Source organism: Streptomyces sp. NPDC017246 (genome assembly GCF_044331325.1).
In the GTDB taxonomy this organism is placed as follows: Bacteria; Actinomycetota; Actinomycetes; order Streptomycetales; family Streptomycetaceae; genus Streptomyces.
In genome coordinates this window covers 323,945-339,135 of sequence record NZ_JBIRMW010000001.1, presented here as the reverse complement: position 1 = coordinate 339,135, position 15,191 = coordinate 323,945, and the positions used below count along the sequence as shown (strand labels likewise).

At 72.0% G+C, this 15,191-nt stretch carries 13 protein-coding genes; 9 read left to right on the top strand and 4 right to left on the bottom strand.

The annotated features are described in order from the left end of the window. Nucleotides 1-405 precede the first annotated feature (405 nt). On the bottom strand, nt 406-672 hold the full coding sequence (gene rpsT, locus ACH4MY_RS01605; RefSeq protein ID WP_327161927.1) for a 30S ribosomal protein S20: 267 nt from the start codon (nt 670-672) through the stop codon (nt 406-408). Nucleotides 673-856: 184 nt separating this feature from the next. On the opposite strand from rpsT, the gene lepA reads away from it, so the two are divergent. The 3 genes from lepA (at nt 857) to hemW (ending at nt 6,104) form a co-directional block, all read left to right on the top strand. Further along, nucleotides 857-2,722: a translation elongation factor 4 gene (gene lepA / locus ACH4MY_RS01600; RefSeq protein WP_397995974.1), complete on the top strand. Its 1,866-nt coding sequence runs from the start codon at nt 857-859 to the stop codon at nt 2,720-2,722. A 200-nt stretch (nt 2,723-2,922) separates the two neighbouring features. Beyond that, nucleotides 2,923-4,800 (top strand): AMP-dependent synthetase/ligase, encoded by a 1,878-nt coding sequence (locus ACH4MY_RS01595; protein WP_397995971.1) that lies wholly within the window; start codon nt 2,923-2,925, stop codon nt 4,798-4,800. Nucleotides 4,801-4,871: 71 nt separating this feature from the next. Next, on the top strand, nt 4,872-6,104 hold the full coding sequence (gene hemW / locus ACH4MY_RS01590) for a radical SAM family heme chaperone HemW (RefSeq protein ID WP_397995968.1): 1,233 nt from the start codon (nt 4,872-4,874) through the stop codon (nt 6,102-6,104). A 56-nt stretch (nt 6,105-6,160) separates the two neighbouring features. Here the strand turns inward: hemW and ACH4MY_RS01585 are convergent, their stop codons facing one another. From ACH4MY_RS01585 to ACH4MY_RS01575, 3 genes are all read right to left on the bottom strand, one after another. After that, nucleotides 6,161-6,535 (bottom strand): peptidoglycan-binding protein, encoded by a 375-nt coding sequence (locus ACH4MY_RS01585; protein ID WP_397995966.1) that lies wholly within the window; start codon nt 6,533-6,535, stop codon nt 6,161-6,163. A gap of 242 nt (nt 6,536-6,777) precedes the next feature. Next, nucleotides 6,778-7,581: a DUF3097 domain-containing protein gene (locus ACH4MY_RS01580; RefSeq protein WP_397995963.1), complete on the bottom strand. Its 804-nt coding sequence runs from the start codon at nt 7,579-7,581 to the stop codon at nt 6,778-6,780. A 10-nt stretch (nt 7,582-7,591) separates the two neighbouring features. Continuing rightward, nucleotides 7,592-8,320 carry an MBL fold metallo-hydrolase gene (locus ACH4MY_RS01575; RefSeq protein WP_397995960.1) on the bottom strand — a complete coding sequence of 243 codons (729 nt, stop codon included), beginning with the start codon at nt 8,318-8,320 and terminating at the stop codon, nt 7,592-7,594. 148 nt (nt 8,321-8,468) lie between these two features. On the opposite strand from ACH4MY_RS01575, the gene hrcA reads away from it, so the two are divergent. The 6 genes from hrcA (at nt 8,469) to ACH4MY_RS01545 (ending at nt 15,118) form a co-directional block, all read left to right on the top strand. Next, the gene (gene hrcA / locus ACH4MY_RS01570) at nt 8,469-9,488 is read left to right on the top strand and encodes a heat-inducible transcriptional repressor HrcA (protein ID WP_189829570.1); all 1,020 of its coding nucleotides are present in this window, start codon (nt 8,469-8,471) and stop codon (nt 9,486-9,488) included. Next, entirely contained in the window at nt 9,489-10,625 is a 1,137-nt protein-coding gene (gene dnaJ / locus ACH4MY_RS01565; RefSeq protein ID WP_397995956.1) for a molecular chaperone DnaJ, read from the top strand. A 134-nt stretch (nt 10,626-10,759) separates the two neighbouring features. Next, entirely contained in the window at nt 10,760-11,842 is a 1,083-nt protein-coding gene (locus ACH4MY_RS01560; RefSeq protein WP_397995953.1) for a nitronate monooxygenase, read from the top strand. Continuing rightward, complete coding sequence (locus tag ACH4MY_RS01555) at nt 11,839-12,582, top strand: 16S rRNA (uracil(1498)-N(3))-methyltransferase (RefSeq protein WP_397995950.1); 744 nt, start codon at nt 11,839-11,841, stop codon at nt 12,580-12,582. The genes ACH4MY_RS01560 and ACH4MY_RS01555 overlap by 4 nt, the downstream gene beginning before the upstream one ends. A 146-nt stretch (nt 12,583-12,728) precedes the next feature. After that, nucleotides 12,729-14,027 (top strand): ATP-binding protein, encoded by a 1,299-nt coding sequence (locus tag ACH4MY_RS01550; protein ID WP_397995947.1) that lies wholly within the window; start codon nt 12,729-12,731, stop codon nt 14,025-14,027. Next, on the top strand, nt 14,024-15,118 hold the full coding sequence (locus ACH4MY_RS01545; protein ID WP_397995945.1) for a tetratricopeptide repeat protein: 1,095 nt from the start codon (nt 14,024-14,026) through the stop codon (nt 15,116-15,118). Before ACH4MY_RS01550 ends, ACH4MY_RS01545 begins: the two co-directional genes overlap by 4 nt. Nucleotides 15,119-15,191: the final 73 nt, after the last annotated feature.

The window sequence follows — 15,191 nt, the reverse complement described above, 5'->3', positions numbered from 1 at the left end:
CCCGGAGGGCGGCGGCGGCTTCGCGCCGCACGACCGCCGGTCTGCTGTGCAGGCGGCGGCTTCGCTGGGCGGGCCCGGACCTGTGGTGCCGGCGGCTTCGCGTAATAAGACCCGGACCCGCGGTGCAGGCGGCGGCTTCGCGCCGCAGGGCCTTCCGGGCCCGCAGTGCAGGCGGCCGTTTCGTGGGGCAAGGCGCCGACCTGCCGTGCGGTCTCGCGGGCCGGTTCTTGGGTGGGTATGGCGAAGGCCCCGGTCTCTCCTGGGGAAGGAGAGGGCGGGGCCTTCGTCGTTTGAGCTGGTGGGCTCGCACCCGCGTGGCGAACGCGTCCGCGTGCGAGTCCTGGTGGCCGGGTGGGAGCGGGAGAGAGGGCCCGCTGGGTCCCGTGCGGCCGGTTACATCAGAGCTCAGCCCTGGAGGGTGGCAACCTTGGTGGCCAGCGCCGACTTCTTGTTGGCGGCGGCGTTCTTGTGGATGACACCCTTCGAGACAGCCTTGTCGAGCGCGCGGGAGGCGGCGCGAGAAGCCACGGTGGCCTTCTCGACGTCACCCGCGGCGACGGCCTCGCGGGCCTTGCGGATCGCGGTCTTGAGCGAGGACTTGACGGCCTTGTTGCGCAGGCGCGCCTTCTCGTTCGTCTTGTTCCGCTTGATCTGGGACTTGATGTTCGCCACGAAAAGAGCCTTTACAGGTTCGATGTTCCTTCTGGATGCGCCTCGCGGGCTGAGAGGGCACACGAGACACAGCTGTCCACACTATCAGCCACTCTCGTGCCCGCCCAAACCGGGCGCAGGGCGACGGGCATGGGACCATGGAGCCTACGTATCGATCCGACATCGCCCCGAGACGAGACCCTGCGTGCCCGCGACTCCTACCCACGTGCCCGAGCCGAGCCGTACCGACCCGGCTCTGATCCGCAACTTCTGCATCATCGCGCACATCGACCACGGCAAGTCCACGCTCGCCGACCGGATGCTCCAGCTGACCGGTGTGGTCGACCAGCGGCAGATGCGTGCCCAGTACCTCGACCGCATGGACATCGAGCGGGAACGCGGCATCACGATCAAGTCCCAGGCGGTCCGGCTGCCGTGGGCGCCGACCGAGGGGCCGGCTCAGGGCGACACGCACATCCTGAACATGATCGACACCCCCGGGCACGTCGACTTCACGTACGAGGTCTCGCGTTCGCTCGCGGCCTGTGAGGGCACGGTCCTGCTGGTCGACGCGGCCCAGGGCATCGAGGCGCAGACGCTGGCCAACCTGTACCTGGCGATGGAGAACGACCTCACCATCGTTCCCGTACTGAACAAGATCGACCTGCCGGCCGCCCAGCCGGAGAAGTTCTCCGAGGAGCTGGCCAACCTCATCGGCTGCCAGCCGGAGGACGTCCTCAAGGTCTCCGCGAAGACCGGTATGGGTGTCGAGGCGCTGCTCGACCGGGTGGTCCGCGACGTTCCGGCCCCGGTCGGCGTCGCCGACGCGCCTCCGCGCGCGATGATCTTCGACTCCGTGTACGACTCGTACCGCGGTGTCGTGACGTACGTACGAGTGATCGACGGGCAGCTCAACAAGCGCGAGCGCATCAAGATGATGTCTACCGGCGCCACCCACGAGCTGCTGGAGATCGGCGTCTCCTCCCCGGAGATGACGCCGTCCGACGGTCTCGGCGTCGGCGAGGTGGGCTACCTCATCACCGGTGTGAAGGACGTCCGCCAGTCCAAGGTCGGTGACACGATCACCTCCCTGCACAAGGGCGCCACCGAGGCGCTGGGCGGTTACAAGGACCCGAAGCCGATGGTCTTCTCGGGCCTCTACCCGCTGGACGGCTCGGAGTACCCGGACCTCCGTGAGGCCCTCGACAAGCTTCAGCTCAACGACGCCGCGCTGGTCTACGAGCCGGAGACCTCCGCCGCCCTCGGCTTCGGCTTCCGTGTCGGCTTCCTCGGTCTGCTCCACCTCGACGTGATCCGTGAGCGGCTGGAGCGCGAGTTCGGGCTCGACCTGATCGCCACCGCCCCCAACGTGGTCTACCGCGTGGTCATGGAGGACGGCAGCGAGCACACGGTCACCAACCCGAGCGAGTTCCCCGAGGGCAAGATCAACGACGTGTACGAGCCCGTCGTACGCGCCACGATCCTCGCCCCCAGCGAGTTCATCGGCGCGATCATGGAGCTGTGCCAGACCCGTCGCGGCACCCTGATCGGCATGGACTACCTCTCCGAGGACCGGGTCGAGATCCGCTACACCCTGCCCCTCGCCGAGATCGTCTTCGACTTCTTCGACCAGCTGAAGTCCAAGACGCGCGGGTACGCCTCCCTCGACTACGAGCCCACCGGCGAGCAGGCCTCCAGCCTGGTCAAGGTCGACATCCTGCTGCACGGCGACAAGGTCGACGCGTTCTCCGCCGTCACCCACAAGGACGCCGCGTACGCCTACGGTGTGCGACTGGTCGCCAAGCTGCGCGAGCTCATCCCGCGGCAGGCCTTCGAGGTGCCGATCCAGGCCGCGATCGGCTCCCGGGTCATCGCCCGCGAGACCATTCGCGCGATCCGCAAGGACGTCCTCGCCAAGTGCTACGGCGGTGACATCTCCCGTAAGCGGAAGCTGCTCGAGAAGCAGAAGGAAGGCAAGAAGCGCATGAAGATGGTCGGCTCCGTGGAGGTGCCCCAGGAGGCCTTCATCGCCGTCCTCTCCAGCGACGACTCCTCCGCCAAGAAGAAGTAGCCGGGCGCAGCCGTACGCGGCTGTCCTGGGCAAACGACGGGTCCACGTGCCGAGGTGCGCGTGGGCCCGTTCGTTATGAAGCGACGCCCTGCAGACTCTTACGCGCCGGTCCTCGGGCCTTTACTCTGAACCCGGCTCGAAGGTTACTCGCCAGTTAGTTACGAACCACCAGAAGGCACCGCCGCCGCCCGGAGGACGTCGTGAGCGACACACAGACCCAGATCGAGAACCGGCCGCCCTCCGTGGCGACCCTCTTCCTTGAGCGCGTCGAGCGGACTCCGGATGCGGAGGCCTACCGCTATCCGGTGCCCGCCGCCTCCGGCGCCGGCCCGGACGACTGGAAGTCGCTCAGCTGGGGGCAGGCCGCCGAGCGGGTCTACGCGATCGCCGCCGGCCTCGTCGACCTCGGTGTGCGGTCCGAGGAGCGGGTCGCGCTCGCCTCCGCCACCCGGGTCGAGTGGATCCTCTCCGACCTCGGCGTGATGTGCGCGGGCGCCGCGACCACCACGGTCTACCCGCAGACCAACGCCGAGGAGTCGGCGTTCATCCTCTCGGACTCCGAGTCCCGGGTCCTCATCGCCGAGGACGCGGCCCAGCTCGCCAAGGCCGTCGAGCGCCGTGCCGACCTGCCGAACCTCCGCCATGTCGTCGTGATCGACGCCACCGGGGTGGAGAGCGACGGCGAGTTCGTGCTCACGCTCGCCGAGCTCGAGGCGCGCGGCAAGGCCTACCTGGAGAAGCACCCGGAGGCCGTCAAGGAGCGGGTCGCGGCGATCACCCCCACGCAGCTCGCCACCCTCATCTACACCTCCGGCACCACGGGCCGCCCCAAGGGCGTCCGCCTCCCGCACGACAACTGGTCGTACATGGCCAAGGCCATCGCCGCCACCGGGCTCGTCACCCAGGCCGACGTCCAGTACCTGTGGCTGCCGCTCGCGCACGTCTTCGGCAAGGTCCTCACCTCGGGCCAGATCGAGGTCGGCCACGTCACCGCCGTCGACGGCCGCGTCGACAAGATCATCGAGAACCTGCCGGTGGTCCAGCCGACCTACATGGCGGCCGTGCCCCGCATCTTCGAGAAGGTCTACAACGGCGTCGCCGCCAAGGCCCGCGCCGCCGGCGGAGCCAAGTACAAGATCTTCCAGTGGGCGGCCGGCATCTCCCGCGAGTACGCGAAGGCCAGCCAGGACAACTTCCGCCGCACCGGGACCGCCACCGCGCCCTTCGGCCTCACGGCCAAGCACAAGGTCGCCGACGCCCTCGTCTACGCCAAGATCCGTGACGCCTTCGGCGGCAACCTGCGCGCGTGCGTCTCCGGATCCGCCGCCCTCGCCCCCGAGATCGGCTACTTCTTCGCCGGCGCGGGCATCCACATCCTGGAGGGCTACGGACTCACCGAGACCTCCGCCGCCTCCTTCGTCAACCCGGGCGAGGCCTACCGCACCGGCACCGTCGGCAAGCCGCTCCCCGGCACCGAGGTCCGGATCGCCGACGACGGCGAGATCCTGCTGCGCGGCCCGGGCGTCATGGAGGGCTACCACGGGCTGCCGGAGAAGACCGCCGAGGTCCTGGAGTCCGACGGCTGGTTCCACACCGGTGACATCGGCGAGCTGTCCGCCGACGGCTACCTCCGGATCACGGACCGGAAGAAGGACCTGATCAAGACGTCCGGCGGCAAGTACATCGCGCCGGCCGAGGTCGAGGGCCAGTTCAAGGCCGTCTGCCCGTTCGTCTCGAACATCCTCGTCCACGGCGCCGACCGGAACTTCTGCACCGCGCTGATCGCCCTCGACGAGCCCACCCTCCTCGGCTGGGCCGCCGAGCACGACCTCGCGGGCAGGTCGTACGCCGAGGTCGTCGCCGCCCCGCAGACCGTGAAGATGGTCCAGGGCTACATCGACCGCCTCAACGAGGGCCTCCAGCGCTGGCAGACGATCAAGAAGTTCCGGCTGCTGCCGCGCGACCTCGACATCGAGCACGGCGAGCTCACCCCGTCGCTGAAGCTGAAGCGGCCGGTGGTGGAGCGGGAGTACAAGGGGCTCATCGAGGAGATGTACGCCGGGTCCCGCGAGTCCTGACACCCCGCCCCGCGGAGAGGTTGTCCACAGGGCAGGACGTTCACCCCGGGCAGTACGGGACAATGGGGCTCATGCCTTCCGTACTGCCCGATGGTGAGTCCGTTCCCGACGACGGGGCGCTGCCCCCGCACGCCCTGGAAGGGGCGGGGGAGCGGCCGCTCGGGTTCTACCTGCACGTGCCGTACTGCGCGACCCGCTGCGGCTACTGCGACTTCAACACCTACACGGCCAGTGAGCTGCGGGGGACCGGCGGCGTGCTCGCCTCCCGGGACAACTACGCCGAGCAGGTCGTCCAGGAGATCCGGCTCGCCCGGAAGGTGCTCGGGGACGACCCCAGGCCGGTGCGGACCGTCTTCGTCGGCGGCGGCACGCCCACGCTGCTCGCCGCCGGTGATCTCGTACGGATGCTGGCGGCCGTCCGCGAGGAGTTCGGGCTCGCCGACGACGCCGAGGTGACGACCGAGGCCAACCCCGACTCCGTGGACCCGGCCTACCTGGCGGAGCTGCGGGCCGGTGGCTTCAACCGGATCTCCTTCGGCATGCAGAGCGCCAAGCAGCACGTCCTGAAGATCCTCGACCGGACGCACACCCCGGGCCGCCCCGAGGCCTGCGTCGGGGAGGCGCGGGCCGCCGGCTTCGAGCACGTCAACCTCGACCTGATCTACGGCACCCCCGGCGAGACCGACGACGACTGGCGGGCCTCGCTCGACGCGGCCATCGGCGCCGGACCCGACCACGTCAGCGCCTACGCCCTGATCGTCGAGGAGGGGACGCAGCTCGCCCGTCGCATCCGGCGCGGCGAGGTGCCCATGACCGACGACGACGTGCACGCCGACCGGTACCTGATCGCGGAGGAGGCCTTCGAGAAGGCGGGCTTCTCCTGGTACGAGGTCTCCAACTGGGCCACATCGGACGCCGGGCGCTGCCTCCACAACGAGCTGTACTGGCGCGGCGCGGACTGGTGGGGCGCGGGCCCCGGCGCCCACAGCCACGTCGGCGGCGTCCGCTGGTGGAACGTGAAGCACCCGGGGGCGTACGCGGCGGCCCTCGCCGGCGGGAGGTCGCCGGGCGCCGGGCGGGAGATCCTCCCGGAGGAGGACCGCCGGGTGGAGCGGATCCTGCTGGAGCTGCGGCTCCGGGACGGCGTCGAGCTGTCGATCCTCAAGCCGGCGGGACTGGCCGCCGCCGGGCGCGCCCTGTCGGACGGGCTCCTCGACCCCACCGCCCACGCGTCCGGCCGCGCGGTCCTGACCCTGCGCGGCCGCCTGCTCGCGGACGCGGTGGTGCGGGACCTGGTGGACTAGAGCCTGTCGACAGGACCGGGCGTGCGCCCCCGGGTGGGGGCGCGGACCCGGGTGGGTCAGTGGCTCGGCAGGTACTTGTAGCAGTAGTTCGCCGTCACCGGGTTGTACTCCCACAGGGTCTCCAGCATCTTGTCGCCGGTGTTGGGCCCGACGATGCCGTCCGCCTGGAGGTCACCCAGCTTCCAGCGCTGGAAGGCGACCACACCCCACTGCGTCTGCTCGCCCCAGATGCCGTCCTCGGCCAGGTCGACGGGGAAGGCGTTGGCCCAGTTGACGGCGATCTGGACGCACTTCGCGCCCTCGCCCTGGCTGCCGTACGAGAGGTACGGGGCGCCGGGGCGGGCACTGGCGGTGCCCGCCAGACCGGTCACGGCGACGGCGGTGGCGGACACGAGCAGTGCGGCCCTCGTGAACACGGGGTGGGAGAACACGGATTCCTCCAGAGCATGCGACGGTGGCGGCGCCGCGGAAGGGCGGCGCCGGTGAAGGCTCCGTCACGCTCGCACGGGCCTGTCCGCCGCGGTACGGGTCCTGAGTCCCGGGACACCGGGACTCGCCCGTCCCGGGACGCGGGAGGGGCCCTGGACGCGGGTGGAGCCCCGGAGGCAGGAGGAGCCCCGGAGACGAGAGGGCCGGGGAGGGGCTCCCCGGGGACGGCGCACCGCCGGACCCCCTACGGCGCCGTCACGAAGTCGATCAGTTCCTCGACCCTGCCCAGCAGCTCCGGCTCCAGGTCCTTGTAGGACTCCACGCGCCTGAGGATCGCCTGCCACACCGCGCCCGTGTTGTCCGAGGGCCAGCCCAGGGCACGGCACACGCCCGTCTTCCAGTCCTGGCCGCGCGGGACCGCCGGCCAGGCCGGAATGCCGACCGCGGAGGGCTTCACGGCCTCCCAGACGTCGATGTAGGGGTGGCCGACGACGAGGACGTCCGGGGAGGTGACCCGGGCGGCGATCCTGGACTCCTTCGAGCCCGGGACGAGGTGGTCGACGAGGACGCCCAGGCGGGCGTCGGGGCCCGGGGCGAAGTCCGCGACGATCGCCGGGAGGTCGTCGACGCCCTCCAGGTACTCCACGACCACGCCCTCGATACGGAGGTCGTCGCCCCAGACCCGTTCGACGAGCTCCGCGTCGTGACGGCCCTCCACGTAGATCCGGCCCGCTCGCGCCACCCGTGCCCGCGCTCCGGGGACCGCGACCGAACCCGAGGCCGTGCGGGCGGGGCGCGCCGGAGCGGCGGACGGGCGGACCAGGGTCACCACCCGGCCCTCCAGGAGGAAGCCGCGCGGGTCCATCGGGAACACCCGATGCTTGCCGAAGCGGTCCTCCAGGGTCACCGTGCCCGCCTCGCAGCCGATCACCGCCCCGCAGAAGCCCGTCGTGACCTCCTCGACGACGAGGTCGCGGTCGGCCGGGACCTCGGGAACGGGCGCCGAGCGCTTCCAAGGGGGCGTCAGGTCCGGGTTGTAGCTGCGCATTCGGGCGACGTTATGCGACCGGGAAGCGCGTTGCCAGTTCCTCCCGCTGGAGTCGTACGAACGTGGCGTCCACCACCGCCCCGTGGCCCGGCACGTACACCGCCTCCTCGCCGCCGAGCCGCAGCAGCCGGTCCAGCGCGTCCGGCCAGCGGGCGGGGATCGCGTCCGGGCCCGCCTGCGGCTCGCCCGACTCCTCGACCAGATCGCCGCAGAAGACGACCTCGCGGGAGCCGGGGACCAGGAGCACCAGGTCGTGGCCCGTGTGGCCGGGGCCGACGTTCGCCAGGAGGACCTGCCGGTCGCCCAGGTCGAGCGTCCACTCCCCGGAGACCACGTGCCCGGGGGCCACCAGGACGTCCGCCGCCTCCTCGGCCGCCGTCGCGTCCAGACCCTGCTTCACGGCGTCCCAGCGCAGCGCCTCCCGCTCCCGCTCCCGGCCGAGCAGCTCGTCCGACCCCACCGCGCCGAAGACCTCCGCTCCCGCGAACGCCGCCGTGCCGAGCACATGGTCGAAATGCGGATGGCTCAGTGCGATGTGCGTCACTCTCCGGCCGCCCGTGAGTCCCGCGATCTGCGTCCGCAGCTCGGCGCCCTCCGCGAGCGAGGAGCCGGTGTCGTACAGCAGCACGGCCCGTTCCCCCAGTACCAGTCCGACCGTGGCGTCCCATCGGGGCAGCCGCCGCCGGCCCACCCCGTCCGCGAGCCGCTCCCATCCGTACGCTTCCCAATCCACGTCCATGCCGCGACGCTAGCCGATGGGGGCGCCGCCTCCTTGCCAGGAGCGACGCCCGCCGCCGTACACTGGCCGGGGGATCGCTGGCACTCGGGCAGGGTGAGTGCCAAAAGCGGAGCAACCGGAACGACGACGACAGCTGGAGGTGCGCACGATGCTCAGCGAACGCAGACTCGAAGTCCTGCGCGCCATCGTCCAGGACTATGTCGGGACGGAGGAGCCGGTCGGCTCCAAGGCGCTCACCGAGCGCCACAAGCTCGGAGTCTCGCCCGCCACCGTGCGCAACGACATGGCCGTGCTGGAGGAGGAGGGGTTCATCGCCCAGCCCCACACCAGTGCCGGCCGCATCCCGACCGACAAGGGCTACCGCCTCTTCGTCGACCGGCTCGCCGGCGTCAAGCCGCTGTCGACGCCCGAGCGCCGGGCCATCCACAACTTCCTCGACGGCGCCGTGGACCTGGACGACGTCGTCGGCCGTACGGTCCGGCTGCTCGCGCAGCTGACCCGCCAGGTCGCCGTCGTCCAGTACCCCTCGCTGACCCGCTCGACCGTCCGGCACGTGGAGCTGCTCTCGCTGGCCCCCGCGCGTCTGATGCTGGTGCTCATCACGGACACCGGCCGTGTGGAGCAGCGGCTCGTCGACTGCCCCGCGCCCTTCGGCGAGACCTCGCTCGCCGATCTGCGGGCCCGGCTCAACAGCCGGGTCGTCGGCCGCCGGTTCGCCGACGTGCCGCAGCTGGTGCAGGACCTCCCCGAGTCCTTCGAGGAGGTCGAGGACCGCGCCACGGTCTCGACCGTGCTCGCGACCCTTCTCGAGAGCCTCGTCGAGGAGCACGAGGAGCGGCTGATGATCGGCGGCACCGCCAATCTCACCCGCTTCGGACACGACTTCCCCCTGATGATCAGGCCCGTCCTTGAAGCTCTGGAGGAGCAGGTCGTGCTCCTCAAGCTGCTCGGCGAGGCCAAGGAATCGGGCATGACCGTACGGATCGGGCACGAGAACGCCCACGAGGGGCTGAGCTCCACGTCCGTCGTCTCGGTCGGCTACGGTTCGGGCGGCGAAGCAGTCGCCAAACTCGGCGTGGTCGGACCGACCCGCATGGACTACCCCGGAACGATGGGAGCGGTACGCGCAGTGGCACGTTACGTCGGACAGATCCTGGCGGAGTCGTAAGTGGCCACGGACTACTACGCCGTACTCGGCGTGCGCCGCGACGCGTCCCAGGACGAGATCAAGAAGGCCTTCCGGAGGCTCGCGCGCGAGCTGCACCCGGATGTGAATCCCGATCCGAAGACGCAGGAACGCTTCAAGGAGATCAACGCCGCCTACGAGGTCCTCTCGGACCCGCAGAAGAAGCAGGTCTACGACCTGGGTGGCGACCCGCTCTCGGCCTCCGGCGGAGGCGGCGCGGGCGGCTTCGGAGCCGGTGGCTTCGGCAACTTCTCCGACATCATGGACGCCTTCTTCGGCACGGCCTCGCAGCGCGGACCGCGCTCGCGGACCCGCCGAGGCCAGGACGCCATGATCCGTCTGGAGATCGACCTCAACGAGGCGGCCTTCGGCACCACCAAGGACATCCAGGTCGACACGGCGGTCGTCTGTACGACCTGCTCGGGCGAGGGCGCCGCACCCGGCACCTCCGCGCAGACCTGTGACATGTGCCGCGGCCGCGGCGAGGTCTCGCAGGTCACCCGGTCGTTCCTCGGCCAGGTCATGACCTCCCGCCCCTGCCCGCAGTGCCAGGGCTTCGGCACCGTCGTCCCGACCCCGTGCCCCGAGTGCGCGGGCGACGGCCGGGTCCGGTCCCGCCGCACCCTCACCGTCAAGATCCCGGCCGGTGTCGACAACGGCACCCGGATCCAGCTCGCGGGCGAGGGCGAGGTCGGCCCCGGCGGCGGCCCCGCCGGCGACCTGTACGTCGAGATCCACGAGACGCCGCACGACACGTTCCAGCGGCGCGGCGACGACCTGCACTGCACGGTCACCATCCCGATGACGGCGGGCTCGCTCGGCACCAAGGTGCCGCTGCAGACCCTCGACGGCATCGAGGAGATCGACATCCGTCCGGGCACCCAGTCCGGTCAGTCGATCCCGCTGCACGGCCGTGGCGTCACCCATCTGCGGGGCAACGGCCGGGGCGACCTGATCGTGCACGTCGAGGTGCAGACGCCGAGCAAGCTCGACGCGGAGCAGGAGCGGCTGCTGCGCGAACTGGCCAAGCTGCGTGGCGAGGAGCGGCCCACCGGGCAGTTCCAGCCGGGGCAGCAGGGGCTGTTCTCGCGCCTCAAGGACGCGTTCAACGGGCGGTAGGGCCCGGACAGGCCGTACGGAAGGGGCGGCATCCGCGCAGGCGGGTGCCGCCCCTTCCGCCGTCCTCTCGGCAGCCCTGCCATGACCTGACGTACGGATTCGGCCCCGAAGCAGGGGCATGACACGATGCCCATATGTCCACCACCGCGCTGAACGATCTCTCTCGGTTTCCGATCGTGCAGGCCCCCATGGCGGGTGGCGCCTCCTGTCCCGAGCTGGTCGGAGCCGTGTGCGCGGCCGGGGGGCTCGGCTTCCTGGCCGGCGGCTACAAGACGGCCGGAGGCCTGTACCAGGAGATCAAGCAGGTGCGCGGGCTCACCGGGCGCCCCTTCGGCGTCAACCTCTTCCTGCCGGAGACCGGGCGGCCCGCCGACCCCGCCGCCGTCGAGGTCTACCGCCATCAGCTCGCGGGGGAGGCCACCTGGTACGACACCCCGCTCGGCGAGTCCGACGACTGCCGTGACGACGCCTACGACGCCAAGCTGGCGATCCTCCTGGAGGACCCGGTCCGCGTCGTCTCGTTCACCTTCGGCTGCCCCGCGCCCGAGGTCCTCGCCTCCTTCGCCCGCGTCGGTACGTTCACGATCGTGACGGTCACCTCCGTCGACGAGGCCCTGGCCGCCCAGCACGCGGGCGCCGGCGCCGTCTGCGTCCAGGGCGTCGAGGCCGGCGGTCACCAGGGCACCTTCCGTGACGAACCGGCCGACGACGGCGCCCCGGGCACCGGACTGCTCGCCCTGCTCACCCAGGTCCGGGAGAGCGTCGCCCTGCCGGTCGTCGCCGCGGGCGGGATCATGCGCGGCGCGCAGATCGCCGCCGTGCTGGCCGCCGGCGCGGACGCCGCCCAGCTCGGCACGGCGTTCCTCTGCTGCCCCGAGTCGGGCGCCCATCCGCTGCACAAGCGGGCCCTGACCGACCCGCTGTTCACCCGGACCGCCTTCACCCGGGCCTTCTCCGGGCGTCCGGCGCGCGGCCTCGTCAACCGCTTCATGCGGGAGCACGGCCCGTACGCCCCCGCCGCCTATCCCGAGATCCACCACCTCACCGCCCCGATCCGCAAGGCCGCCGCCACGGCGGGCGACGCCCAGGGCATGGCCCTGTGGGCCGGCCAGGGCCACCGGCTCGCCCGCGAACTCCCCGCGGGGCAGCTGGTCGAGGTGCTGGCCGCCGAACTCGACACCGCTCTCTCCGAGCTCGCCCCCAGGAGCGCCTCATGACCGCACCCGTCTTCGTCGTCGACGCCGTCCCGGGTCCCGGGAGTTTCCTCCTGGACGGCCCCGAGGGCCGGCACGCCGTCTCCGTGAAGCGGCTGCGGGAGGGTGAGGAGCTCGTCCTCGCCGACGGCCTGGGCCGCTGGGCGGCGTGCGTGGTGCTCGCCGCCGAGGGCAAGGACCAGCTGACCGTGCGGGTCGACGAGGTCCACGAGGACCCCGCGGAGGAGCCCCGGATCACCGTCGTCCAGGCGCTGCCCAAGGGCGACCGGGGCGAACTCGCCGTGGAGACCATGACCGAGACCGGTGTGGACGCCGTCGTGCCGTGGGCGGCCTGCCGCTGCATCACCCAGTGGAAGGGCGACCGGGGCCTCAAGGCGCTCGCCAAGTGGCGGTCCACCGCGCGCGAGGCCGGCAAGCAGTCGCGCCGCTCGCGGTTCCCCGAGGTCGCGGACCTGATGACGACCAAGCAGGTCGCAGCGCTGCTCGCGGGGGCGGACTTCGCGGCCGTCCTGCACGAGGACCGTGACCACCCGAGCGGGGCGCTGGCCACCGCCGAACTGCCCGGGAAGGGGTCGATCGTGCTGGTCGTCGGCCCCGAGGGCGGGGTCTCGCCGGAGGAGCTCGCGGCGTTCGAGGCGGCCGGGGCGAAGCCGTACCGGCTGGGCCGCAGCGTGCTGCGCACCTCGACGGCGGGCACGGCGGCGACGGCCCTCGTCCTGGGACGTACGGGGCGCTGGAGCTAGGGGCTTCCTGCCGATCCCCGGCCCGACCGCTGTTCCGGTGGGGCGGTGTCCGGACGCGCACGGTTCGCGCCGCGGGGCGTACGGACGGGCACGGCGGACCGAACCCGGTGGACAGCGGTCCCCGGGCGCTCCTTAGGCTGAGCCGCATGGCCGACGAGTCCCCCCTGATCCGCAGTCTGCGCGCCGCCGTCGCCGCCGCGCCCGACGACGTGCCCCTCCGTCTCCACTTCGCGGAACTCCTCCTCGCCGAGGGACGGAACGACGAGGCCGTCGCGGAGGCGGCGGTCGCCCTCCAGCACGCGCCGGGCGACGCGGACGCCCGCGCGCTGATGATGCGGGCGATGGGGATGCCGCCCGCCGGGAGTCCGGCGCCCGAAGCCGCCCCCGCGTCCGTGCCCGCCCCCGTCCCCGCGGAGGGCGCGACCGAGCCGCCGGCGGGCCGTGCCCCCGGCTTCGACTGGGACGCGGCCGAGCAGCAGGTCCAGGACCTCGTCGGGCCCCGATTCCTGGAGGACCCGCAGGCCGCCGACGGCGAGGGCGCCGCCGGGGACACCGCCGCCTGGGACGTCGACGCCCCCGGCTCCGTACGCCTCGCCGACGTCGGCGGCATGGAAGAGGTCAAGGACCGGCTCGAAGCGGCCTTCCTCGCGCCCATGCGCAATCCCGAACTGCGCAGGCTGTACGGCAAGTCGCTGCGCGGCGGCCTGCTCCTCTACGGCCCGCCCGGCTGCGGCAAGACGTTCATCGCACGGGCCGTCGCGGGCGAGCTCGGCGCGAACTTCCTCACCGTCTCGCTCTCCGACGTCCTCGACATGTGGATCGGGGCCTCCGAGAAGAACATCCACGACATCTTCGAGACCGCCCGCCGCCAGGCCCCCTGCGTCGTCTTCCTCGACGAGCTCGACGCCCTCGGCGCCAAGCGTTCCCGCACGCACCACAGCGGTCTGCGCAATGTCGTCAACCAGCTCCTCACCGAGCTCGACGGCATCGCCAGCGGCGCCGGCAACGAGGGCGTCTTCGTGCTCGCGGCCACCAACGTGCCCTGGGACGTGGACATCGCGCTGCGCCGTCCCGGCCGCCTCGACCGCACCCTGCTCGTGCTGCCGCCGGACGCCACCGCCCGGGAGGCGATCCTCCGCTACCACCTGCGCGAGCGCCCCATCGAGGCCGTCGACCTCGGCAAGCTCGTCAAGGCCACCGAGGACTTCTCCGGCGCCGACCTCGCCCATGTCTGCGAGACGGCCGCCGAGGCCGCGCTCCTCGACTCCGCCCGCAGCGGCTCCGTACGCCTGATCAGTACGAAGGACCTGCTCGGCGCGGCCAAGCAGATCAAGCCGTCGACGGAGCCGTGGTTCGCCGCCGCCCGGAACGTCGCCATGTTCGCCAACGAGGGCGGGCTGTACGACGACCTCCTCGCCCACCTCAAGCGGAAGCGCAAGCTGTGACCACACCGACCGCGCTCCTGCGCGCGGAGGCGCTCTACGACACCGGGCGCTACGCGCAGGCCGGCGAGCTCGTCGCCCAGCACCTGGCGACCGAGCCGGAGGACGCCGAGGCGCTCGTCCTGCTCGCCCGCTGCCACCACCGCGCCGAGGACCACCCGGCCGCCCTCGCCGCCGTGGACCGGGCCCTGAGCGCCGAACCCGAACTGCTCATGGCCTGGCTGATGCGTGTCCAGATCCTGCTGGGCCTGCGACGGTTCCAGGAGGCGGAGACCTCCGCCCGGTACGCCGTCCGACTCGCCCCGCAGTACTGGGGCACCCACTACGCCCTCGGCACCGCCCTCGCCCAGTTCGGGGAGCAGACGCGCACGCCCGCGCGCACCGTCGAGGCGTACGAGGCGGCGCGGGCCGCCGTCAGCCTCGCCCCCGAGGAGGACGCGGCCCACTTCCTGGTCGGACTCACCGCCCAGCGCCGGGGCGACCACGTCACCGCGCAGCGGGCCTACGAGGCGACGCTGCGGCTCAACCCGCAGAGCAGCGAGGCCCACAACAACCTGTCGCTGCTGCGGCTGCGCCGCCGCTGGTTCCGGCGCGGGGCCTGGACCCAGGCCGCCGAGGGCTTCGTCGCCTCCGCCGCGCTCGACCTCCAGGACCGCAAGGCCCGCTACAACCTGGAGGCCATGGCCTGGAACACCGTCGCCGGGGCCCGCTGGGTGGCACTGCTCGGCTTCATCGCCTCGACGTTCGGCTCCGCCTCGCTCCGCGGTGGCGCCACCGGCGCCGACGCGGTCGTGCCCTTCGTGATCGGCGCCGCCGTACTCGTCGGCGCCTGGGGCGGCTGGGTGCTGTGGATGGGCCGCCGTGTGCCGCCCCGGCTGCGCCGTCCGATGTTCCTGGTGGCCCGCTCCTGCCGGCCGGTGATCGCGATGGCCACCGCCGTGGGGCTCCTCGGTCTCTACTCGGTGGTGTCGATGGCCCTCTGGTCCTTCGACACGAGCGTCGTCGGCGGGCTGGGGACGCCGCTGTTCTGGGCGGTGATCATCACGTACTGGGTGAGCCGCTCGGCCCTCAACCGGCGCGCGCCCAAGGACTGACCTGCGACACGGCGACGCCCGGTGCGGCGGATAGCATGCGCGTGTACCGACCGACGAGGCGAGGAGGCCCAGG

Excerpts from the sequence above, each read along its gene's own strand:
- ACH4MY_RS01575 (WP_397995960.1), bottom strand. The coding sequence starts at position 8,320 with ATGGACGTGGATTGGGAAGCGTACGGATGGGAGCGGCTCGCGGACGGG.
- ACH4MY_RS01550 (WP_397995947.1), top strand. The coding sequence starts at position 12,729 with ATGGCCGACGAGTCCCCCCTGATCCGCAGTCTGCGCGCCGCCGTCGCC.
- ACH4MY_RS01560 (WP_397995953.1), top strand. The coding sequence starts at position 10,760 with ATGTCCACCACCGCGCTGAACGATCTCTCTCGGTTTCCGATCGTGCAG.
- ACH4MY_RS01555 (WP_397995950.1), top strand. The coding sequence starts at position 11,839 with ATGACCGCACCCGTCTTCGTCGTCGACGCCGTCCCGGGTCCCGGGAGT.
- hrcA (WP_189829570.1), top strand. The coding sequence starts at position 8,469 with ATGCTCAGCGAACGCAGACTCGAAGTCCTGCGCGCCATCGTCCAGGAC.
- hemW (WP_397995968.1), top strand. The coding sequence starts at position 4,872 with ATGCCTTCCGTACTGCCCGATGGTGAGTCCGTTCCCGACGACGGGGCG.
- ACH4MY_RS01580 (WP_397995963.1), bottom strand. The coding sequence starts at position 7,581 with ATGCGCAGCTACAACCCGGACCTGACGCCCCCTTGGAAGCGCTCGGCG.